This is a genomic window from Niveibacterium terrae, assembly GCF_048213115.1.
GTDB lineage: Bacteria > Pseudomonadota > Gammaproteobacteria > Burkholderiales > Rhodocyclaceae > Niveibacterium > Niveibacterium terrae.
In genome coordinates, this window is the sequence record NZ_CP172404.1 from 670,374 (window position 1) to 694,133 (window position 23,760).

A 23,760-nucleotide genomic window follows, 5' to 3' on the forward strand; every position below is an offset into this window, starting at 1 on the left:
GCCACTTATCAGTCGGTGATCAGGTTCTTGTTCGTGAGCAGGTTGTTGATGATGTTGGCGTCGTTCAGAAGCGATGTCGAGCCGTCGATCAGCAGGTTGACCCCGGTGAGCACGATGGTCTGATCTTCGTGGCCTGCATTGTAGGTGCCGCCAGTGAAACCGCCGCTGCTGCTGACGTGAACCACGGTACTGGTGACGCCTCCCGATGTCGTTGCCTCGAAGTGCAGGTAGTTGGCGAGGTTGCCGGGGTCCTGACCGAAGTGACTCTCGCCCTGCAGCAGATCGCGCAGGTCGAGCGCATCTCCTCCCGAGCCCTTGGTGAAATCCGTCACCAGATCTGTTGTGCCCGCATGTCCCACTGAATCGCCGATACCTAGGGCGCTGTTGCCGGTGGTCGAGGTTCCCGCCGTCGCGCTGCCGTCATTCAGCGACCAGACGAACACGTCGGAGCCGGCCCCGCCCATCAGCACGTCGCTGCCGGCTCCGCCTTCGATCCGGTCCTTGCCCTCTCCCCCGCGCAGTGCGTCGTTTCCGGCTCCTCCGGACAGGTAGTCATTCCCGGCGCCGCCGTCGAGCAGATCGGAGTGGGCTCCGCCGAGCAGCGCATCGTTGCCATCGCCGCCGTGGATCACGTTGCCGAGCGCGTGGTTGGCGGTGTCGTCGCTGTTGGCTCCCATGAAGTTCGATGTCTTCAGGGTCGCCAGATCAGTCGCTTGCGAATTGTCAGAGCCATAAACGATGTCGTTGCCATTTCCCGCATCGACGATGCTGTTGGCCGCGCTGGCGTGGATCAGATCCGCACCGGCCGTGCCGGCGACCGTCGCCAGGCTGGAGTCGATGACGTTGGCGCTGGTCTCGTCCGCGCCGTTGATCGTGACCGTCAGGGTCGCGGTGCTCGTTGCGCCGCTCGGATCGGCGACGGTGTAGCTGATCGTATCGTGCAGGACCTCGCCCTTGTTCAGCGCGTTTACCTGGGCGTTGTCGTTGGCCAGCTGATACGTATAGCTGCCATCGGCGTTGATGTGGAAGCTGCCGTAGGTCGCTGCGACATCCTGGGCGAGCAGGCTCGTCTGCCCATTGACCGCTGCAACGTGCAACTTGTCGCCGTCGACGTCGGTGTCATTGCTGGTGACCGAGCCGTTGACCGTATAGCTGCCGGAGTCTTCGGTGACGCTGGCGTTGTCCGCGACCGCGACCGGCGCGTCATTGACGCCGGTCACCAGGATGGGCAGCGTTGCCGTGGTGCTGCCGGTCTGGCCTGTCGCGGTTTCGGTACTGGTTGCGGTCAGGCTCAGCGTGACGGTTCCGTTGAAATCGTGGGGAGGCGTGAAGCTCAGCGAACTGAGCGACCAGGACGTGATGACGACCGAAGTGGCTCCGCTCGTTGCGGTGAAGCTGTGCGTACCGTCGGTGATGACGGAGCCCTCCGGCAGGCCGCTGATGCTGATGCTGCCGAGCTGTTCCGAACCGTCCGTGTCGGCAAGAGTGACCGAGATCGGTGAGAGCTTGAAGGGCGTATCCTCGACGCTGCTGTTGTAGGCCGGGTAATAACCGCCGCTGCTGTCGCCGACGAGACCCAGATGGACCGCGCCGGTAGAGTCCAGCGTACTCACCGAACTGTAGAGATTGAAGTTGCTGCTGGTCAGCTCGAGCGCGGTGCCGCCATCGACGCTCAGATAGGGTTTGACCGCACCGACGCCGTTGCCGTTGTAGACCGCCCAGTCCAGCGTGTAATAGCCGCTCACCGCCGGCGAGAAAGTGGTCGCGGTGATGTTGCCCCAGCTGTTGTAAGCCTTGTTCAGCACTTCCTGGCCACCGATTTTCAGGATCGCAGTGTCATCCATGTAGGAGCTGAACGTATAGGTCTTGCCTGCCTCCATGTAGATCAGGCCGCTCATCCGGTAGGCCCCGTCCTCGCTGATGCCGGTCGGTGAGCTACCGGAGTGTGGCGTGTAGTTCTGAGGTGTGCCGGATATGCTCGTGGAAGCCAAGCTGGTCGTCGCTGCATCGAGACGGGTCAGCAGCGTGCTGACTTCGGCGGTGGTATCGACGGTGTCTGTCGAGATCTTGGCCAGATTGACATAGGTTCGCGTCGTCAGACCGTCGCCGAGTGCGGGCGTCGCGATGATGGCCGCGCCTGCGACGATCGAGCTGCCGTTGACCTGGATCACCGGACCGTCGGCGACCGGTGCGATATCGAGCGTGATGCTGGCGGACGAACTGCTGCTGATACCGTCCGTAGCCGTGAAGCTGAAGCTTGCGTAGTCAGCATGCTGGTCGCCGAGGCCCGCCGTGTTGTAGCTGCTGTTGCCCGACTCGTTGGCGTCGGGTACGAAGCGCAGGTGGTTGGCATCGATCTCCGTCTGACTGATCGTTTGGCCCTGCGTGACGGCGACCCAGCTGCTGCCGTTGTAGTACTGCAGCTGACCGTCCTTGGGCAGGCTGGTGATCGTGATGCCGGACGAGCTGCCGCCATCGACATCGGTCACATGGAACTGGGCCCAGCTCAGCACCAGCGGTGTGTCTTCGGTGCCGCTGACCGTGCTGCTCGCGACGGTCGGAGCGTCGTTGGCGCCGGTGATCGTGACCTTTATCGTCTGGCTGGCAGATCCATCGAGGCTGTAGACCGTCAGGGAGTCGGACGTGGTGTCGCTTGGGGTCAGCGCCTGGGTCTCTGGCTTGCTGTTGTCGAGCGTGTAAGTCCAGGCGCCCGTGGCGGCATTGAAGGTAAAGGAACCATAGGTGCCGGAGAGCGTGTTCGCGGGTTGGAAGCTTGCCTGACCGGAGTCGGAATCCTTGATGGTCAGCGTACCCGAGTCGAACGAAGTGCCGTGGGTCGCGTTGGCGATTCCTCCATCTTCGGTGACGGCTCCCGCGTTGTCGCCACTGATTGTGGCGTTGTGATAGCTGCTGCTGACAGTGAGTTTTGCCGAACCCGTTACGGATTTCGGATCAGAGACGCCGTTGGTGCTGCCGTTGTCGGTGATCGTGTAGCTGAAGTTGACTGTGCCTGTGCCACTCGGAGTGTAAGTCCAGGTGCCGTTGTTGTTGTCCGTCACGTATCCGTTGCCGGAGGTGATTTTGAGGTTGCTGACCGTCAGCGTATCGCCGTCGATATCGGCGGCTTTGCCGAGCAGTTCTGCCGCCGTGATCGTGGTCGTTTTGACCCTGGTCCCGGCAAGAGTCACTGCGCTGGTCGTCGGTGCGTCATTGACCGGGGTGACGCCAATGCTCACGGTCGAAGTTGTCGTGCCGCCGTGGCTGTCTGAAACCTTGACCGTGAAGGAATCGGCACCGTTGTAGTTCGCGGCCGGCGCGTAGCTGAAGATGCCGTCAGCATTGACGGTCAGAGAGCCGTGAGCCGCACTCGAGTCGAGAGCATAGGAGAGAGTGTCGCCCTCGGCGTCGCTGGCTGCCAGCTTTCCGGAAAGCACTGTGTCTTCGCTCGTTGTAAAGAACTGGGTGGTCAGCGTCGGTGCGTCGTTACTGCCGTGGATCGTGACGGTCAGAGTCTGGCTGGCCGTGCCATCCGCGCTCTTGACTGTGATCGTGTCAATGAGGCTTTGCTTGTCGCCGAGCGCCTGGATCGCGTTGAGGCTGTTGTCGACCGAGTAAGTCCATTGGCCGCTTGCGGTATCGACGGTGAAGCTGCCGTAGGTGCCGGTGAGCGTGACCGGCGTAGCCAGATGGGCTGCGTCGGTGTCGACGTCATGAACGGTCAGCGTGCCGCCGGTCGTCAGCGTGCCGGAGGCTGAGACATTGCTGTCCTCGGTGACTTCACCCGCAGCGGATCCGGTGATTGAGGCGATATCGTTGGTGCCGGTGATCGCAACGGTCACAGTATGCTCGGTGCCGTCCAGGCTCTTGACCGTGAAAGTCTCGTTGGGCAGGGACTGGCCTTCGCCGAGGGCCTGAACGGCCGGGTCGGCGCTGTTGAGCGTATAGGTCCAGTGTCCGGCAGCGTCGATGCTGAAGGTGCCGTGGGCGCCGGCGGCATTGGTTTGAACCTGGAAGCTCGCTTCGCCGGCATCCGCGTCGGTGACGGAGAGCGTGCCGGAGGCCAAGGTGGTGGTGTCTTCCTTGACGGAGCCAGCATCGGATCCGGTGATCACGGCGGCGTTGTTGGTGCCGGCGATCTCGACGGTGATCGTGCTCGGGGTGCCGTCGGCACTCTGCACGGTGATCGAGTCCGTATAAGTTTTGCCGGCTTCGAACTCGTTGTGTGCGGAGTCGGCGGTGTAGGTCCAGCTGCCGTCGGTATTGACGGTGAAGTGACCGTAGCCGTTGGAGCCGGCGACGTTGCTCTGGGCAATGAAGGTGGCCGGGCTGTCGACGTCGGTGATCGCGAGCGTGCCGCCCGTCGAGAGAACGGAGTCGGTTTCTGTCAGCGTAACGACGGCCGGAGTGATCACGGCCGCATCGTTGGTGCCGGCGATCTTGATGCTGATCGTGCTCTGAGTGCCGTCGGCGCTGGTGACAGTGATCGAGTCCGTATAGGTCTTGCCGGCTTCGAACTCGTTGTGTGCGGAGTCGGCGGTGTAGGTCCAGGAGCCGTCGGTATTGACGGTGAAGTGACCGTAGCCGTTGGAGCCGGCGACGTTGCTCTGGGCAATGAAGGTGGCCGGGCTGTCGACGTCGGTGATCGCGAGCGATCCGCCTGTTTTGAGCACGGAATCAGTTTCTGTCAGCGTGAGGCTGATCGGTTGGATCACGGCGGGGTCATTGACGGCCGCGATGCCAACCGAAACGGTCGAAGTCGTGGTGCCACCCTGGCCGTCCGAAACGGTCACGGTGAAGCTGTCCGAACCGTTGTAGTTCGCGGCCGGCGTGTAGGTGAAAGTGCCGTCCGCGTTGACGACGACCGAGCCGTGCTGAGGCGCGGTGCCAGCCGAATAGGTCAGCGCATCGCCATCGACATCGGCTGCGGTGACCGAGCCGGTGACCGGAGTGTCTTCGCTGGTCGAGACGGTGACGTTGCTGGTGGTCGGCGCGTCATTGACCGGGGTGACCTCGAGCGTCGCGGAGCCTGCGACCGACTTCGGATCGGCGACACCGTTGGTGCTGCCGCTGTCGGTGATCGTGTAGCTGAAACTGACCTGACCGTTGAAGTTGCTGTCCGGCGTATAGGTCCAGGTGCCGTTGCTGTTGGCCGTAAGCGTGCCGTGATCGACGCTGACGTTGCTGACGCTGAGCGTATCGCCCTCGACGTCGGCAGCCTTGCCGAGCAGATCGGCGGCCGTGATCGTGTGGGCCGTGTCTTCCGCGCTTGCGGCGAGCGTCACGACACTGGTCGTGGGCGCGTCATTGACCGGGGTGACCTCGAGCGTCGCGGAGCCTGCGACCGACTTCGGATCGGCGACACCGTTGGTGCTGCCGTTGTCGGTGATCGTGTAGCTGAAACTGACCTGACCGTTGAAGTTGCTGTCCGGCGTATAGGTCCAGGTGCCGTTGCTGTTGGCCGTAAGCGTGCCGTGATCGACGCTGACGTTGCTGACGCTGAGCGTATCGCCCTCGACGTCGGCAGCCTTGCCGAGCAGATCGGCGGCCGTGATCGTGTGGGCCGTGTCTTCCGCGCTTGCGGCGAGCGTCACGACACTGGTCGTGGGCGCGTCATTGACCGGGGTGACCTCGAGCGTCGCGGAGCCTGCGACCGACTTCGGATCGGCGACACCGTTGGTGCTGCCGTTGTCGGTGATCGTGTAGCTGAAACTGACCTGACCGTTGAAGTTGCTGTCCGGCGTATAGGTCCAGGTGCCGTTGCTGTTGGCCGTAAGCGTGCCGTGATCGACGCTGACGTTGCTGACGCTGAGCGTATCGCCCTCGACGTCGGCAGCCTTGCCGAGCAGATCGGCGGCCGTGATCGTGTGGGCCGTGTCTTCCGCGCTTGCGGCGAGCGTCACGACACTGGTCGTGGGCGCGTCATTGACCGGGGTGACCTCGAGCGTCGCGGAGCCTGCGACCGACTTCGGATCGGCGACACCGTTGGTGCTGCCGCTGTCGGTGATCGTGTAGCTGAAACTGACCTGACCGTTGAAGTTGCTGTCCGGCGTATAGGTCCAGGTGCCGTTGCTGTTGGCCGTAAGCGTGCCGTGATCGACGCTGACGTTGCTGACGCTGAGCGTATCGCCCTCGACGTCGGCAGCCTTGCCGAGCAGATCGGCGGCCGTGATCGTGTGGGCCGTGTCTTCCGCGCTTGCGGCGAGCGTCACGACACTGGTCGTGGGCGCGTCATTGACCGGGGTGACCTCGAGCGTCGCGGAGCCTGCGACCGACTTCGGATCGGCGACACCGTTGGTGCTGCCGTTGTCGGTGATCGTGTAGCTGAAACTGACCTGACCGTTGAAGTTGCTGTCCGGCGTATAGGTCCAGGTGCCGTTGCTGTTGGCCGTAAGCGTGCCGTGATCGACGCTGACGTTGCTGACGCTGAGCGTATCGCCCTCGACGTCGGCAGCCTTGCCAAGCAGATCGGCGGCCGTGATCGTGTGGGCCGTGTCTTCCGCGCTTGCGGCGAGCGTCACGACACTGGTCGTGGGCGCGTCATTGACCGGGGTGACCTCGAGCGTCGCGGAGCCTGCGACCGACTTCGGATCGGCGGCACCGTTGGTGCTGCCGCTGTCGGTGATCGTGTAGCTGAAACTGACCTGACCGTTGAAGTTGCTGTCCGGCGTATAGGTCCAGGTGCCGTTGCTGTTGGCCGTAAGCGTGCCGTGATCGACGCTGACGTTGCTGACGCTGAGCGTATCGCCCTCGACGTCGGCAGCCTTGCCGAGCAGATCGGCGGCCGTGATCGTGTGGGCCGTGTCTTCCGCGCTTGCGGCGAGCGTCACGACACTGGTCGTGGGCGCGTCATTGACCGGGGTGACCTCGAGCGTCGCGGAGCCTGCGACCGACTTCGGATCGGCGGCACCGTTGGTGCTGCCGCTGTCGGTGATCGTGTAGCTGAAACTGACCTGACCGTTGAAGTTGCTGTCCGGCGTATAGGTCCAGGTGCCGTTGCTGTTGGCCGTAAGCGTGCCGTGATCGACGCTGACGTTGCTGACGCTGAGCGTATCGCCCTCGACGTCGGCAGCCTTGCCGAGCAGATCGGCGGCCGTGATCGTGTGGGCCGTGTCTTCCGCGCTTGCGGCGAGCGTCACGACACTGGTCGTGGGCGCGTCATTGACCGGGGTGACCTCGAGCGTCGCGGAGCCTGCGACCGACTTCGGATCGGCGACACCGTTGGTGCTGCCGTTGTCGGTGATCGTGTAGCTGAAACTGACCTGACCGTTGAAGTTGCTGTCCGGCGTATAGGTCCAGGTGCCGTTGCTGTTGGCCGTAAGCGTGCCGTGATCGACGCTGACGTTGCTGACGCTGAGCGTATCGCCCTCGACGTCGGCAGCCTTGCCGAGCAGATCGGCGGCCGTGATCGTGTGGGCCGTGTCTTCCGCGCTTGCGGCGAGCGTCACGACACTGGTCGTGGGCGCGTCATTGACCGGGGTGACCTCGAGCGTCGCGGAGCCTGCGACCGACTTCGGATCGGCGACACCGTTGGTGCTGCCGTTGTCGGTGATCGTGTAGCTGAAACTGACCTGACCGTTGAAGTTGCTGTCCGGCGTATAGGTCCAGGTGCCGTTGCTGTTGGCCGTAAGCGTGCCGTGATCGACGCTGACGTTGCTGACGCTGAGCGTATCGCCCTCGACGTCGGCAGCCTTGCCGAGCAGATCGGCGGCCGTGATCGTGTGGGCCGTGTCTTCCGCGCTTGCGGCGAGCGTCACGACACTGGTCGTGGGCGCGTCATTGACCGGGGTGACCTCGAGCGTCGCGGAGCCTGCGACCGACTTCGGATCGGCGACACCGTTGGTGCTGCCGTTGTCGGTGATCGTGTAGCTGAAACTGACCTGACCGTTGAAGTTGCTGTCCGGCGTATAGGTCCAGGTGCCGTTGCTGTTGGCCGTAAGCGTGCCGTGATCGACGCTGACGTTGCTGACGCTGAGCGTATCGCCCTCGACGTCGGCAGCCTTGCCGAGCAGATCGGCGGCCGTGATCGTGTGGGCCGTGTCTTCCGCGCTTGCGGCGAGCGTCACGACACTGGTCGTGGGCGCGTCATTGACCGGGGTGACCTCGAGCGTCGCGGAGCCTGCGACCGACTTCGGATCGGCGGCACCGTTGGTGCTGCCGTTGTCGGTGATCGTGTAGCTGAAACTGACCTGACCGTTGAAGTTGCTGTCCGGCGTATAGGTCCAGGTGCCGTTGCTGTTGGCCGTAAGCGTGCCGTGATCGACGCTGACGTTGCTGACGCTGAGCGTATCGCCCTCGACGTCGGCAGCCTTGCCGAGCAGATCGGCGGCCGTGATCGTGTGGGCCGTGTCTTCCGCGCTTGCGGCGAGCGTCACGACACTGGTCGTGGGCGCGTCATTGACCGGGGTGACCTCGAGCGTCGCGGAGCCTGCGACCGACTTCGGATCGGCGGCACCGTTGGTGCTGCCGCTGTCGGTGATCGTGTAGCTGAAACTGACCTGACCGTTGAAGTTGCTGTCCGGCGTATAGGTCCAGGTGCCGTTGCTGTTGGCCGTAAGCGTGCCGTGATCGACGCTGACGTTGCTGACGCTGAGCGTATCGCCCTCGACGTCGGCAGCCTTGCCGAGCAGATCGGCGGCCGTGATCGTGTGGGCCGTGTCTTCCGCGCTTGCGGCGAGCGTCACGACACTGGTCGTGGGCGCGTCATTGACCGGGGTGACCTCGAGCGTCGCGGAGCCTGCGACCGACTTCGGATCGGCGGCACCGTTGGTGCTGCCGTTGTCGGTGATCGTGTAGCTGAAACTGACCTGACCGTTGAAGTTGCTGTCCGGCGTATAGGTCCAGGTGCCGTTGCTGTTGGCCGTAAGCGTGCCGTGATCGACGCTGACGTTGCTGACGCTGAGCGTATCGCCCTCGACGTCGGCAGCCTTGCCGAGCAGATCGGCGGCCGTGATCGTGTGGGCCGTGTCTTCCGCGCTTGCGGCGAGCGTCACGACACTGGTCGTGGGCGCGTCATTGACCGGGGTGACCTCGAGCGTCGCGGAGCCTGCGACCGACTTCGGATCGGCGACACCGTTGGTGCTGCCGTTGTCGGTGATCGTGTAGCTGAAACTGACCTGACCGTTGAAGTTGCTGTCCGGCGTATAGGTCCAGGTGCCGTTGCTGTTGGCCGTAAGCGTGCCGTGATCGACGCTGACGTTGCTGACGCTGAGCGTATCGCCCTCGACGTCGGCAGCCTTGCCGAGCAGATCGGCGGCCGTGATCGTGTGGGCCGTGTCTTCCGCGCTTGCGGCGAGCGTCACGACACTGGTCGTGGGCGCGTCATTGACCGGGGTGACCTCGAGCGTCGCGGAGCCTGCGACCGACTTCGGATCGGCGACACCGTTGGTGCTGCCGTTGTCGGTGATCGTGTAGCTGAAACTGACCTGACCGTTGAAGTTGCTGTCCGGCGTATAGGTCCAGGTGCCGTTGCTGTTGGCCGTAAGCGTGCCGTGATCGACGCTGACGTTGCTGACGCTGAGCGTATCGCCCTCGACGTCGGCAGCCTTGCCGAGCAGATCGGCGGCCGTGATCGTGTGGGCCGTGTCTTCCGCGCTTGCGGCGAGCGTCACGACACTGGTCGTGGGCGCGTCATTGACCGGGGTGACCTCGAGCGTCGCGGAGCCTGCGACCGACTTCGGATCGGCGACACCGTTGGTGCTGCCGTTGTCGGTGATCGTGTAGCTGAAACTGACCTGACCGTTGAAGTTGCTGTCCGGCGTATAGGTCCAGGTGCCGTTGCTGTTGGCCGTAAGCGTGCCGTGATCGACGCTGACGTTGCTGACGCTGAGCGTATCGCCCTCGACGTCGGCAGCCTTGCCGAGCAGATCGGCGGCCGTGATCGTGTGGGCCGTGTCTTCCGCGCTTGCGGCGAGCGTCACGACACTGGTCGTGGGCGCGTCATTGACCGGGGTGACCTCGAGTGTCGCGGAGCCTGCGACCGACTTCGGATCGGCGGCACCGTTGGTGCTGCCGTTGTCGGTGATCGTGTAGCTGAAACTGACCTGACCGTTGAAGTTGCTGTCCGGCGTATAGGTCCAGGTGCCGTTGCTGTTGGCCGTAAGCGTGCCGTGATCGACGCTGACGTTGCTGACGCTGAGCGTATCGCCCTCGACGTCGGCAGCCTTGCCGAGCAGATCGGCGGCCGTGATCGTGTGGGCCGTGTCTTCCGCGCTTGCGGCGAGCGTCACGACACTGGTCGTGGGCGCGTCGTTGACTGCCGTGACTCCGACATTGACGGTCGAAGTCGTGGTGCCACCCTGGCCGTCCGAAACGGTGACGGTGAAGCTGTCCGAACCGTTGTAGTTCGCGGCCGGCGTGTAGGTGAAAGTGCCGTCCGCGTTGACGACGACCGAGCCGTGCTGAGGCGCGGTGCCAGTCGAATAGGTCAGCGCATCGCCATCGACATCGGCCGCGGTGACCGAACCAGTGACCGGAGTGTCTTCGCTGGTCGAGACGGTGACGTTGCTGGTGGTCGGCGCGTCATTGACGGCCGCGATGCCAACCGAAACGGTCGAGGTGGTTGTGCCGCCTTGGCCGTCCGACACGGTCACGGTGAAGGAATCGGCGCCGTTGTAGTTCGCAGCCGGCGTGTAGGTGAAAGTGCCGTCCGCGTTGACGACGACCGAGCCATGGGCCGGATCCGAACCCTTCGCGAAGGAGAGCGCATCGCCATCGACATCGGCTGCGGTGACCGAGCCGGTGACCGGAGTGTCTTCGCTGGTCGAGACGGTGACGTTGCTGGTGGTCGGCGCGTCATTGACGGCCGCGATGCCAACCGAAACGGTCGAGGTGGTCGTGCCGCCTTGGCCGTCCGAAACGGTTACGGTGAAGCTGTCCGAACCGTTGTAGTTCGCGGCCGGCGTGTAGGTGAAAGTGCCGTCCGCGTTGACGACGACCGAGCCATGCTGAGGCGCGGTGCCTGCCGAATAGGTCAGCGCATCGCCATCGACATCGGCCGCGGTGACCGAACCGGTGACCGGAGTGTCTTCGCTGGTCGAGACGGTGACATTGCTGGTAGTCGGAGCGTCATTGACGGCCGCGATGCCAACCGAAACGGTCGAAGTCGTGGTGCCGCCTTGGCCGTCCGAAACGGTGACGGTGAAGGAATCGGCGCCGTTGTAGTTCGCAGCTGGCGTGTAGGTGAAAGTGCCGTCCGCGTTGACGACGACCGAGCCGTGCTGAGGCGCGGTGCCAGCCGAATAGGTCAGCGCATCGCCATCGACATCGGCCGCGGTGACCGAACCGGTGACCGGAGTGTCTTCGCTGGTTGAGACGGTGACGTTGCTGGTGGTCGGCGCGTCATTGACTGCCGCGATGCCAACCGAAACGGTCGAAGTCGTGGTGCCACCCTGGCCGTCCGAAACGGTGACGGTGAAGGAATCGGCGCCGTTGTAGTTCGCAGCTGGCGTGTAGGTGAAAGTGCCGTCCGCGTTGACGACGACCGAGCCGTGCTGAGGCGCGGTGCCAGCCGAATAGGTCAGCGCATCGCCATCGACATCGGCCGCGGTGACCGAACCGGTGACCGGAGTGTCTTCGCTGGTTGAGACGGTGACGTTGCTGGTGGTCGGCGCGTCATTGACTGCCGCGATGCCAACCGAAACGGTCGAAGTCGTGGTGCCACCCTGGCCGTCCGAAACGGTGACGGTGAAGCTGTCCGAACCGTTGTAGTTCGCGGCCGGCGTGTAGGTGAAAGTGCCGTCCGCGTTGACGACGACCGAGCCGTGCTGAGGCGCGGTGCCAGCCGAATAGGTCAGCGCATCGCCATCGACATCGGCCGCGGTGACCGAACCAGTGACCGGAGTGTCTTCGCTGGTCGAGACGGTGACATTGCTGGTAGTCGGCGCGTCATTGACCGGAGCGACCCCGACATTGACGGTCGAGGTGGTCGTGCCGCCTTGGCCGTCCGAAACGGTCACGGTGAAGCTGTCCGAACCGTTGTAGTTGGCCGAAGGCGTGTAGGTGAAAGTGCCGTCCGCATTGACGACGACCGAGCCATGCTGAGGCGCGGTGCCTGCCGAGTAGCTCAGCGTGTTGCCGTTCGCATCTGTTGCGCTGACGGCTCCGTTGACCGGAGTGTCTTCTTGGGTCGAGATCGTCGTGTCGGCGGCGGTTGGGGCGAGGTTGGCGGACGTGGTCGCGGTTGTGGTCGCAAGGCTCTGGATCGTCGCGGAGCTGGTCGTGCTCGTGCTGTTCGACGTAAGCGACAGCGGATCCGTTCCTTCGCTGATCCGCAGTAGCTGTACGAAGCTGTGACCATCCTGGCCGTCCCCTCCGGTCAGGCCGGCCGCGGCCGCGTCGAGTTCGGCGAGCGGGTCGTTGCCGCTGTTTAGCGCCTGGATGACCTGATCGAGTTGGGCATCCGGGCGGGCGAGGGCGGCTTCCTGAGGAGCCGGGCTGTCCTGGCTGAGTAGCGTCGCATCGGCGAGCACTTCCCGCCCCTCGCCGATCACAACCAGGGCTCCGTCAGCGTTGCTCAGCTCGACCGAGCTCGCTGTGGCGGTGACCAGAGTCTCGCCTTCCCGAACGTGGTCGCCGACGTGAAGCTCCCTGAGAGAGCCATCGGCTCCACGTATCCAGGCGCGCCCATCAAGGTGGCTGACGGTGGCTTCGGCGTGCACGGTGGTGGTGGGCATGGCGGACTCTCAAATCGGACTGAGGGATGATGATCCGAGTCTAAAGTTCGCCGGAGGGTAAGCGCATCGTACCCCGGGGCAGGTTTTGCTCCCCGATCTGTCAATTCCTGTGACGAGAATCCTTGGGGGGCTCAGCGTATGCCGTGGACGCGCAGCGCCAGTTGGAGCCGGTCAGCGACCTTGAGCTTTTCGAAGACCGACGACAGGTGGGATTTGACGGTGCGCTCGCTGATGCCCAGTGCGTTGGCGATGTCCGCATTCGATTCGCCGTTCGCGGCGCGCCGGGCGATTTCGCTTTCGCGCCCGGTCAGATCCGTTGCCCACGCGCTGGTGTGCGCGGGCGTGCGGTCCACGGCCCGGATCAGCCGGGTGACCAGGCTGCGCCCGACCCACAGTTCGCCGCTCGCGACGACCGAGACGACCTGATGTAGTTGTTCGATCGATGCGAAGGCGTGGCAATAGCCCGAAAATCCGTTTTCGATCGCGAGCAGAGCTTCCGCATCGTCGGGACGAGCGCTGGCCAGGATCAGCAGGTTTTCGTTGGAACTGAGGCTGCGCCAGGTGGCGTCGCCGAGTTCGGGCAGGTCGGGGGTGTCGCGGTCGATCAGCGCGATCCCCGGGGCGGGAGCGAGCTGATCGAGGCTCTTGACCCTCTTGACAGTCCAGGCCGAGACCAGCTCGTGCCAACGTCTGGCAAGCGCGTCGTCTGCGGTGATCAGGGTCAGGGTGTCGTGCCTCATCGCTCGCTCAGGGCCGCCGATTTTGCTCGTAACACGGGCTTGAGCAGATAGCTCAGCACCGACTTCTTGCCGGTCAGGATGTCCACTTCGGCGACCATGCCGGGAATGATGGGCAGCTTGCCGGCCCCGAGCGTCGCGCTGTGGGTGCGCACGCGCACTTCGTAGAACGCGTTGCCCTTTTCATCGACGACGGTGTCGGCGCTGATGTGCTCAAGCTTGCCTTCCAGTCCGCCATAGATCGAGTAGTCATAGGCGGTGAATTTGACCAGAGCTTTCTGCCCCGGATGCAGGAAGGCGATGTCGCGTGGCAGCACTCTGGCCTGCAACAGCAGAACTTCATTCGACGGGACGATCTCGATGATCTCCTTGCCCGGCTGAACGACGCCGCCGACCGTATTGATGAACATCTGCTTGACGACTCCGCGCATCGGCGCGCGGATCTCGGACTGTTTGACCCGGTCGGCGAGTCCGACGCTGCCTTCCGAGAGCGGGCCGAGCTTGGCGTTGACGTCCGAGAGCTCGGAGCGGGCCTGGTTGCGGATCTGCAGCTCCACTTCCTGGATCTTGCGCTGGGCTTCGCTCATCGAGGCCTGGATGCGCGGGATCTGCGCATTCGCGGCATCGCGCTCGCCGCGGTAGCGGGCGACATCGCGCTCCAGACGCAGCAGTTCGACATCGGAGACCGCGCCGGTCCTGGTCAAGGGCTTGGTCACTTCGAGTTCCCTGGCCGTCAGCGTATAGCTCTGGGCCGCCTGCTCGCGGCGCGCTTTGACCTCGTTGAGCTCCTGACTGCGCTGGTTCAACTGCTGACGGGCGACTCCGACCGAGGCTTCGAGCTCGGCGCGCTTGGATTCGAAAGCCTGTCTTTCCTGCTCGACGACCAGGGGGATGCTGCTCTGCGCCTGCGGCGGCGGGACGAAAGCCTTGCCTTCGGCCAGAGCCTGGAGCCGCGCAGCCTTGGCCTGCAAGGCCAGGTACTGGGCCTGGTTCTCACGCAGCGACGAGACGAAGCGGGTCGAGTCGATTTTCAAGAGCAGCTGGCCCGGCTGCACCGTCTGGCCCTCGCGGACCAGAATCTGCGAGACGATGCCGCCATCGAGGCTCTGGATGATCTGGTTCTGGCTGGACGGCACGACCTTGCCTTCACCGCGAGTCACTTCGTCGATCTGGGCCAGAGCGGCCCAGACGATCAGCGTGATCGCCGCGGCAAGCGAAATCCAGACGGCGAGGCGGGCGCCGCGCGGACTCTGCTCGCCAATCGCCCAGTCGGCGTCGGCCTGAAAGTCGGTGTCGTCGTGCAGGTCGCTCCGTCCGGCCGCCGAGATCAGCGAATCGAAGCCCTTCGACGTGCGGCGAAAAGCGAAGGCCCACGGAGCCTTCAGGAAAGCGGGAAACCGGATTTTCATCAGACGGCCCTCCCGACCCGGCCACTTTGTAGCGCTTCGATGACCTGGGCCTTGGGGCCGTCGGCGACGATCTTGCCGCTGTCGATGACGATCAAGCGGTCGACGAGGTCGAGCAGCGACGTGCGGTGCGAAACCAGCACGACCGTCTTGCTGCGGGCCGCTTCGCGCAGGCGCTGCTTGATCCTCTCTTCGCTCTGGTGATCCATGCTGCTGGTCGGCTCATCGAGGAGCAGCATGGGTGGATCGCCGAGCATCGCGCGGGCGATCGCGACGGCCTGACGCTGGCCTCCGGAGAGCGACTCTCCCCGCTCCCCGATCGGCATCTCGAAGCCGCGCGGGTCGGCGTTCGCAAACTCGGCGACTCCGGCGATGTCGGCGGCGGCGAGGATCGTTTCATCGTCGGCGAAAGGTGCGCCGAAAGCGATGTTCTCGCGCAGGCTGCCGTAGAACAGCGTGACGTCCTGCGGCACGAAGCCGACCGCGCGGCGAAGCTCTGCCGGGTCGATCTGGCGGCTGTCCGTGCCGTCGATCAGCACCGCGCCCTCGGTTGGTTGATAGAGTCCCAGGATCATCTTCTCGAGCGTCGTCTTGCCCGAGCCGATCCGACCGATGATCGCGACTTTTTCGCCGGCCGTGATGCGCAGGCTGATATTGCTGAGCGCCGCCTGTTCGCAGCCCGGATAGCGGAAACTCAGGTTGCGGAACTCGATGTCGCCGCGGAAATTCGCCCGGTGCAGAAAAGTGGAGTTTTCGGGGCGCTCGATCGGCAAGACCATCTGCTGCTCGACGCCGACCAGCGCCGTCCGGGCGTTGTGATACTGCATCAGCAGTGCGGCGACCTGTCCCAGCGGTGCGAGCATCCGGCCCGACAGCATCGTCGCGGCGATGATGCCGCCCATCGTCAGCTTGTTGTCGAGCAGCAGATAGATGCCGACGACGATGGTCACGACATTGCTGAGCTGCTGGATGCTCTGGGTCAGGTTCACTATGCTCGTCGAGAGCAGCTTCAGGCGGCTGCCGATTTGCGCGATGAACAGCGTCGCGCGCTCCCAGCGGCGTTGCACCGAACCTTCGGCGCCCAAGGTCTTGACCGTTTCGAGTCCGACCAGGCTTTCGACCAGCGTCGCATTGCGCTGGGCGTTGGCGCGGTAAGTGCTTTCGGTCAGCGCGTTCATCCTGTCCTGGACGACCAGCGCGAAGAAGATCGCGATCAGGCCGCCGACCAGCGGGGGCAGGACTAGCCACGGGGAGAGCCAGACCAGCGCCAGTACGAAGAGCAGCGCGAAGGGCAGATCGACGAGGGCGGTGATGGTCGAGGACGCGATGAAGTCGCGGACGCTCTCGAAAGCCTTCAGGTTCGCGGCGAAGGAGCCGACCGAGACCGGCCTCGCTTCGAGCCGGACACCCAGCACCCGCTCCATGATCTTCGCGGACAGCGTCACGTCGATGCGTTTGCCGGCGGTGTCGATGATGAAGGCGCGCACCGTACGCAGCACGAGGTCGAAGCCCAGCGCGAGGAACATGCCGATCGCGAGAACCCACAGAGTCTCCTCGGCGCGGTTCGGAACGACGCGGTCATAGACGTTCATCGAAAAGAGCGGCATCAACAGCGAGAACAGGTTCACGAGCACCGAGGCGAGCAGCGCGTCGCGATAGAGGCGCCAGTTCGCGAACACCGTTCCCCAGAACCAGTGCCGGCCGCGGATCTTGCCGACTTCGGGCACTCTCGCCTCGAAGCGGAAACGCGGACGAACGTAGATCACGACTCCGTCGAACTGCGCTTCGAGCTCGTCGCGGGCGAGCGTTGTCTCGCTCTCCCCAGCTTCCGGAAAGCGAACCCGGGCGCGGCCATCGTCGAGCCATTCAAGCAGCAGGCAGGCGCGCTGCTCGCGCAGCAGCAGGATCGCCGGCAGCAGTTTGCTGCGCACCCCGGCCAGGCTCTGGCGCACGATGCGCGCGGTGAAGCCGGCGCGATGGGCCGCGCGGGGCAGCAAGGATGGAGTCAGGCGTTGCTCGACGAGCGGCAGACCAGCTGCGAGCGCTTCATGGGTCCACGGGCGACCGTGGATGCGGGTCAGCGCGGCGAGGCTGTCGAGCAGCGGATCGTCGTGAGTTGCCTGGATGTTGACCGCCCACTTGGGGCCTGAGTTGTTGGTCATCTTTGCCGTATTCAGATCACATCATGGCTGCCAAGCAGGTCGAGCGCATCCTTGAGACGGTTGCGCAGCCCCTTGCGCGCGGCGAGTTTGCGTTGCGCTTCATGGGGCAGATCGGTGACCCGGAGCACGCCCTTGGCGATCAGCGCGTCGATCAGGTCTTCGAGAACGCGGATGAAATCCGCATCCAGCGCGTTGAACGTCTGTCCTTCCTTCTGCCCCAGAAAGCGCAGCACCTCCGGATGGTTGCCGGGCAGAAACTCGTCGGCTCCGTTCTCCGCCTCGCCCAGAAGGGCAAGGATTGCGCCGTCTGGCGCCCGTCGAATGAAAGGCATGGTATCGCTCCGGAGTCCCGGCTCCCTGTAAAGTTTTGTCTCCCGCGTGCATTATCAGGCTTGGCGGCGGGGAGGCAAATCATCAATGGCGGGGCTGATGCAGCGTAGCGAACATGTCGACTGGCTCTGCGAGCGTCTGGATGCTCTGGGGAGCATCCAGCCCCGGCGGATGTTCGGGTCGTGGGGGCTTTACTGCGACGGTATTTTCTTCGCGATCGTCGCCGACGAGGTTCTCTATCTGAAGGTTGATTCCGTTTCCCGGCCGGACTTCGAAGCGGCCGGCCTCGAAGCCTTCAGCTATTCGACGAAGGATGGGCGGCAGCAAAGCCTGAGTTATTTCCCGATGCCCGAAGCGGCGCTCGATGACGAGCGGGAATTTCTGAGCTGGGCGCGGCGCGGGCTGGGTGCCGCGCTGCGCGCGCGCAAGCCGTGAGCCTTACTCGTCCGCTCTGAGCGCCGCCGGAATCGGGAAGCTGACGTTCTCGCTCGCGCCCTCGAGCTGGCGCACCGATCCGGCGCCGAGCGAGCGCAGCCGGGCAATCACTTCCTCGATCAGCACTTCCGGAGCCGAGGCGCCCGCGGTGACGCCGATCCGGCTCTTTCCGGAAATCGAGGCAGGATCGATGTCGGCCGCCGAGTCGATCAGGAAGGCCGGAACGCCGCGCAGTGCGGCGACTTCGCGCAGCCGGTTCGAGTTCGAGCTGTTCTTCGAGCCGACGACGAAGACGAGATCGACCTGGGGGGCCATGAATTTGACGGCGTCCTGACGGTTCTGCGTTGCATAGCAGATGTCGTCCTTCTTCGGCCCGACGATGGCCGGAAAGCGCGCATGCAGCGCATCGACAACGGTCTGCGCGTCGTCGACCGAAAGAGTCGTCTGGGTCACATAGGCGAGGGCGGCCTCGTCGGCGACCCGCAAGGCCGCGACGTCGGCAACCGTCTCCACCAGATGCATGCCCGAGTCTGACTGTCCCATTGTGCCTTCGACTTCGGGGTGGCCCTTGTGGCCGATCATGATGATCTCGCGGCCCTGGCTGCGCATTCTCTGCACTTCGAGGTGTACTTTCGTCACCAGCGGGCAGGTCGCATCGAAGACTTTCAGTCCGCGCTCCTCGGCTTCGGTGCGGATCGCCTGGGCGACTCCGTGAGCCGAGAAGATGACCGTGCTGCCCGCGGGGACGTCGGTCAGATCCTCGATGAAGATCGCTCCTTTGGCGCGCAGGTCGTCGACGACGAACTTGTTGTGGACGACTTCGTGGCGGACGTAGATCGGGGCGCCGAACAGTTCGATCGCGCGTTCGACGATCGTGATCGCGCGCTCGACTCCGGCGCAGAAGCCGCGGGGCGTGGCGAGCAGGATTTCCATGGTCATTTCCAGTCTGGACTCAGTCTTGTTCGTGGCGCTTCTTCATCCGGAAGGCGGCTCCCGCGACCGACAGCGCCAGAACCCCAAGGCCCGCGAGCGTCGAAGAGCTGATCTCCCGGATGAAGAGCCCGGCCACGATGCCGGTGAAAAGGCTCCACAAGAGGTCGGGCAGATCCGCGTGTCTGTCTATCCTGAACATCGCGTCAGCCTACGGAGATGATTTCGACGTCGAAGCGCAGCGCTTTGCCGGCCAGCGGGTGGTTGAAGTCGAGAACGAGCTCTTCATCGCTCACTTCCAGGATCTGGCCCGAGAACGAACCGCCGTCCGGAGCGGAGAAAGTCAGCACCGACTCGGGTTCGAGCTTCGCGTCGGCCGGAAGTTCAGCCCTCGCGATATGCTCGACCAGCTCCTCGTAGCGTGGGCCGAAAGCCTCTCCCGCCGCGAGCTCGAAACTCTGCTTCGCGCCGGCGGTGAGGCCGATCAGGTGTTCCTCGATCGCCGAGCCGAACTTGCCCTGACCCAGCTGCACCGTGGCCGGCTCGGCGCCGAAGGTCGACAGCACTTCGCTGCCGTCGGCGAGAGCGAAGCGGAAGTTCAGCGTGATCAGGCTTTCCTTGCCAATCAGATCCATCGGCCTCTCCTCAGGCTTTCCTGGGCTCGCGAAGCTGAACCAGGATCATCAGTGCGATGCCGGCGACGATCGCCGAATCGGCGAGGTTGAACGCCGGCCAGCCGTAGTGGCCGATATGGAAAAAGAGGAAGTCGACGACCGCGCCGTAGTGGAAGCGGTCGATCGCATTGCCGATCGCTCCGCCGACGATCAACGCATAGGCCAGAGGCTGCAGTCGTTCATTCGCGTGCTGACGCATCAGTGCGACGAGCCAGCCCGAGATGCCCAGAGCGAGCGCGACGAAGAACCACTTCTGCCAGCCGTTCTGATCGGACAGGAAGCTGAAGGCGGCTCCCGGGTTGTAGATCAGCACCAGCTTGAAGAAATCCGTATACGGGATGCCTTCACCGAGGCTCAGGTGGGCGAGCACCGCGAGCTTCGTGATCTGATCGAGAACGATCACCAGAGCCGACAGGCCCAGCCAGCCGATGAAACGCTTAGGCATGGGCACGCACCTCGCCGTCGCCGTGCAGGTTGCTGTCGCAGCGGGCGCACAGGGTCGGGTGTTCCGGGTTGGCGCCGACATCGGCACGCCAGTGCCAGCAGCGCTCGCACTTCTGATGTTCGCTCGGTACGACCGCGATGCTCTGTTCGGCTTCGGTTTCGACCGGTTTCACGGCCGCGCTGGAGGTGATCAGCACGAACTTGAGGTCGTCGGCGAGCGAGGTGAGCGCTTCAAAACGCTCGCCGGCCGCGTGGATCTCGACCTCGGCCTGCAGCGAGGAGCCGATCGCGCCGTCGGTGCGGACCGCTTCGACGACCTTCGCGACTTCGCCGCGCACGGCGCGGATCTCGGCCCAGCGCGCGAGCAGCGCTTCTTCGCCGTCGGCGGCGGGCAGCTCATGAAACTGGTGGAGCATCACCGAGTCTTCCTTGGGATTCTGGCTCAGCACAGCCCAGACTTCCTCGGCGGTGAAGCAGAGGATCGGCGCCATCAGCTTCACCAGCGTTTGGGTGATATGCCACAGAGCCGTCTGCGCGGCGCGGCGGGCGAGCGAGTCCGGACGGGTCGTGTACAGCCTGTCCTTCAGGATGTCGAGGTAGAAGGCGCCGAGGTCTTCCGAACAGAAGATCTGCAGGCCCTGGACGACGCGGTGGAACTCGTATTCCGTGTAGTCGGAGTCGGCCTGCTTCGCCATCTTGCGCGTCAGCGCCAGCGCGTAGCGGTCGATGTCCAGCCACTTCCCGACCGGCACCGAATCCTTTTCGATGTCGAAGTCGGCGGTGTTTGCGAGCAAGAAGCGCAGCGTGTTGCGGATGCGGCGATAGCCTTCAACGACGCGGGCGAGGATCTCTTTCGACATCGCCAGCTCGCCCGAATAGTCGGTCGCGGCGACCCACAGACGCAGGATGTCTGCGCCCATCTTGTCGGTCACTTCCTGGGGCAGGATCGTGTTACCGAGCGACTTGCTCATCTTGCGGCCCTGCTGGTCGACAGTGAAGCCGTGCGTCAGCAGCGCCTTGTAGGGCGCGTGACCGTCGATCGCGGCGCCGGTCAGCAGCGACGAATGGAACCAACCGCGGTGCTGATCCGATCCTTCGAGGTAGAGGTCGGCGCGCGGGCCGCTCTCGTGGCCGCTGGGGTGGGAGCCGCGCAGCACATGCCAGTGCGTCGTGCCCGAATCGAACCAGACGTCCAGCGTGTCGCGGATCTTCTCGTAGTGGGCCGCTTCGGCGCCGAGCAGCTCGGCCGCGTCGAGCTTGAACCAGGCTTCAATGCCCTCTTTCTCGACACGTTTGGCGACTTCTTCCATCAGCTCGACTGTGCGCGGATGCGGCTCGCCGGTCTCCTTGTTCACGAAGAACGGGATCGGCACGCCCCAGTTGCGCTGGCGCGAGATGCACCAGTCCGGGCGGTTAGCGATCATTGCGTTCAGGCGCGGCTTGCCCCAGTCGGGGTAGAAGGCGGTCGCTTCGACGGCGGCCAGCGCCTTCTCGCGCAGGTTTTTGCCGTTCTGGGCATGCTTGTCCTTGTCGATCTGGCGGTCCATGCCGACGAACCACTGGGCGGTTGCCCGGTAGATCACCGGAGTCTTGTGCCGCCAGCAGTGCATGTAGCTGTGCGTGATGCCGCTGTGCGAGAGCAGCGCGCCGAGTTCGTCGAGCTTCTCCATGATCGGGCCGTTGGCTTTCCAGATCATCTGGCCGCCGAAGAAGGGCAGATCTTCGACATAGACCCCGTCGCCCTTGACGATCGAGAGGATCTCGTCGTTGCCGCGGCCGTAGGCGCGCCAGGCGTTGTAGTCCTCGACGCCGTGAGCCGGCGCGCAGTGCACGACGCCGGTACCGGCATCCAGACCCACATAGTCGGCCAGATAGACCGGGGAGAGGCGCTCGTAGAGCGGATGCTTGAACTTCAGGCCTTCCAGGGTCTTGCCCGGGGTCGTCGCGACGACCGTGCCTTCGCATTCGAAGCGTTTCAGCGATTCCTCGACCAGTTCCTTGGCCAGGATCAGCAGCTTGTCGCCGACATCGACCAACGCGTAGTCGAAGTCCGGGTGCATGTTCAACGCCTGGTTAGCGGGGATCGTCCACGGTGTCGTGGTCCAGATCACCGCATAGGCGGTCTTGGAGAGCTTTTCGACGCCGAAGGCGGCGGCGAGCTTCGCTTCGTCGGCGGCCGAGATCGCGAAGGCGACGTCCAGCGTCGGCGATTTCTTGTCGGCATATTCGACTTCCGCTTCGGCCAGCGCCGAGCCGCAGTCGAAGCACCAGTTCACCGGCTTCAAGCCCTTGAACACATAGCCTTGCTTGACCATCTCGGCCAGAGCGCGGATCTCGCCGGCTTCGTTCGCGAAATTCATCGTCAGATAGGGATTGTCCCAGTCGCCGAGTACGCCCAGGCGGATGAACTCGGACTTCTGGATCCCGACCTGTTCGGCCGCATAGGCGCGGCACAGCTCGCGCACCTTGTCGGCGGGAAGGCCCTTGCCGTGCGTGACCTCGATCTTGTGCTCGATGGGCAGGCCGTGGCAGTCCCAGCCCGGAACATAGGGCGCGTCGAAACCGGCCAGGGTCTTGGAGCGGACGATGATGTCCTTGAGGATCTTGTTCAGCGCATGCCCGAGGTGAAGATTGCCGTTCGCGTACGGAGGGCCGTCGTGGAGCAGGAAGGTCGGACGTCCAGCGGCGGTTTTGCGGATCTTCTGGTAAAGCTTGCGTTGCTGCCAGTCGGCGACCCAGCCCGGTTCGCGCTTGGGCAGATCGCCGCGCATCGGGAAGGGGGTATCGGGCAGGTTCATCGTCTTGCGGTAATCAGCCATCTCTCGTATCTCGCTTCAATTCGTTCTGGGTGGCCCGCCGAGGGCCGCATGGATGCCGGGGGCGCCGACGGCCATCAGGCCGCCGGCACCTCAATTCGGTGTTGGACGAGAATCTCTCGGGCGTTTTCGCAGTCGCGCGCGATTGCGGCGGTCAGCTCGGCGAGCGAGCCGAACTTCGCCTCATCGCGCAGCTTGTGCAGGAAATGAACCCTGAGGTGGCGGCTATACAGATCGCCGCTGAAGTCGAACAGATAGACTTCCAGCCGCGCCGCGCCGTTCTTCGTGATCGTCGGTCGTACGCCCAGGCTTGCGACTCCGGGCCAGGGGCTGGCCGCGACGCCGTCCACGGTCACTGCGTAGATGCCTGCGAGCGGCGCGCGGTTGCGGTTGATCTGGATGTTCGCGGTCGGGAAACCGATCGTGCGGCCGATTTTGTCGCCGTGCATGACCCGGCCGCTCATCGTGTAGGGCCGGCCGATCAGGCGCTCGGCGTGTTCGATGTCACCGGCGATCAGCGCGTCGCGGACCGCCGAACTCGACACCCGCTCGCCGGCGATCTCCCGCGTTGGCATCGCCTCGACCGTAAAACCCTGCTCCGCGCCAACACTCTGCAGCATCGCGAAGTCGCCCGCCCGGTCGCGGCCGAAGCGGAAATCGTCGCCGATCAGCAGGTGCCGGGTTCCGAGACCCTGCACCAGCACGCGGGCGATGAAAGCGGCGGCATCGAGAGAGGCGAGTTTCTCATTGAAGCGCAGCACATGGACGCGGTCCACGCCGCATTCGGCCATCAATTCGAGCTTCTCGCGCAGCCGCGACAGGCGGGGCGGCGCCGACTCCGGCGCGAAGAATTCGCGCGGATGGGGTTCGAAAGTCAGGACTGTGGCGGGAAGCGCGCGCGCGCGCGCCTGCTGCACGAGCAGTTGTAGAAGCGCCTGATGGCCGCGGTGCACGCCGTCGAAGTTGCCGATGGTCAGCACCGAGGACAGCTCCGCATGATCGGGGAGGCCGCGGAAAACCAGCATGAGCGGTTGGGGGAGAAAAACGTGAAGTATAACCGGAGCGGTCGCGGCAGCGGGGATGCTGTCTTGACCTGCTTGCGGGACTCCTCTGCCATGGAGCGACAAGGTGGGCTGAGGGTTCGCGTAGCACGGG

12 protein-coding genes are annotated in these 23,760 nt (G+C 64.3%); 1 reads left to right on the forward strand and 11 read right to left on the reverse strand.

Features of this window, described 5'->3' with window-relative positions; all coding sequences use genetic code 11:
• Positions 1 to 8: 8 nt before the first annotated feature.
• The 5 genes from ACHFB9_RS03240 to ACHFB9_RS03260 form a co-directional block, all read right to left on the reverse strand.
• Positions 9 to 12,671: a retention module-containing protein gene (locus ACHFB9_RS03240; protein ID WP_417069543.1), complete on the reverse strand. Its 12,663-nt coding sequence runs from the start codon at positions 12,669 to 12,671 to the stop codon at positions 9 to 11.
• Between the two features lie 131 nt (positions 12,672 to 12,802).
• Positions 12,803 to 13,411, reverse strand: a complete 609-nt coding sequence (locus tag ACHFB9_RS03245) for a helix-turn-helix transcriptional regulator (RefSeq protein WP_417069544.1) — start codon at positions 13,409 to 13,411, stop codon at positions 12,803 to 12,805.
• Positions 13,408 to 14,817: an HlyD family type I secretion periplasmic adaptor subunit gene (locus tag ACHFB9_RS03250; protein WP_417069545.1), complete on the reverse strand. Its 1,410-nt coding sequence runs from the start codon at positions 14,815 to 14,817 to the stop codon at positions 13,408 to 13,410. The genes ACHFB9_RS03245 and ACHFB9_RS03250 overlap by 4 nt, the downstream gene beginning before the upstream one ends.
• Positions 14,817 to 16,976, reverse strand: coding sequence for a type I secretion system permease/ATPase (locus ACHFB9_RS03255; RefSeq protein ID WP_417069546.1), 2,160 nt, complete (start codon positions 16,974 to 16,976; stop codon positions 14,817 to 14,819). Before ACHFB9_RS03255 ends, ACHFB9_RS03250 begins: the two co-directional genes overlap by 1 nt.
• A gap of 11 nt (positions 16,977 to 16,987) precedes the next feature.
• Complete coding sequence (locus tag ACHFB9_RS03260) at positions 16,988 to 17,308, reverse strand: hypothetical protein (protein WP_417069547.1); 321 nt, start codon at positions 17,306 to 17,308, stop codon at positions 16,988 to 16,990.
• 97 nt (positions 17,309 to 17,405) lie between these two features.
• Here ACHFB9_RS03260 and ACHFB9_RS03265 point away from each other — a divergent pair, with 97 nt between their 5' ends.
• Entirely contained in the window at positions 17,406 to 17,741 is a 336-nt protein-coding gene (locus tag ACHFB9_RS03265; protein ID WP_417069548.1) for a TfoX/Sxy family protein, read from the forward strand.
• Between the two features lie 3 nt (positions 17,742 to 17,744).
• Here the strand turns inward: ACHFB9_RS03265 and ispH are convergent, their stop codons facing one another.
• The 6 genes from ispH to ACHFB9_RS03295 form a co-directional block, all read right to left on the reverse strand.
• Positions 17,745 to 18,674, reverse strand: coding sequence for a 4-hydroxy-3-methylbut-2-enyl diphosphate reductase (gene ispH / locus ACHFB9_RS03270; RefSeq protein WP_417069549.1), 930 nt, complete (start codon positions 18,672 to 18,674; stop codon positions 17,745 to 17,747).
• 19 nt (positions 18,675 to 18,693) lie between these two features.
• Positions 18,694 to 18,873 (reverse strand): hypothetical protein, encoded by a 180-nt coding sequence (locus tag ACHFB9_RS03275; RefSeq protein ID WP_417069550.1) that lies wholly within the window; start codon positions 18,871 to 18,873, stop codon positions 18,694 to 18,696.
• Between the two features lie 4 nt (positions 18,874 to 18,877).
• Entirely contained in the window at positions 18,878 to 19,306 is a 429-nt protein-coding gene (locus ACHFB9_RS03280; protein WP_417069551.1) for an FKBP-type peptidyl-prolyl cis-trans isomerase, read from the reverse strand.
• Between the two features lie 10 nt (positions 19,307 to 19,316).
• Entirely contained in the window at positions 19,317 to 19,790 is a 474-nt protein-coding gene (gene lspA, locus ACHFB9_RS03285) for a signal peptidase II (protein ID WP_417069552.1), read from the reverse strand.
• The gene (gene ileS, locus ACHFB9_RS03290; protein WP_417069553.1) at positions 19,783 to 22,608 is read right to left on the reverse strand and encodes an isoleucine--tRNA ligase; all 2,826 of its coding nucleotides are present in this window, start codon (positions 22,606 to 22,608) and stop codon (positions 19,783 to 19,785) included. The genes lspA and ileS overlap by 8 nt, the downstream gene beginning before the upstream one ends.
• Positions 22,609 to 22,682: 74 nt before the next feature.
• Positions 22,683 to 23,630, reverse strand: coding sequence for a bifunctional riboflavin kinase/FAD synthetase (locus ACHFB9_RS03295; protein WP_417069554.1), 948 nt, complete (start codon positions 23,628 to 23,630; stop codon positions 22,683 to 22,685).
• Positions 23,631 to 23,760 lie beyond the last annotated feature (130 nt).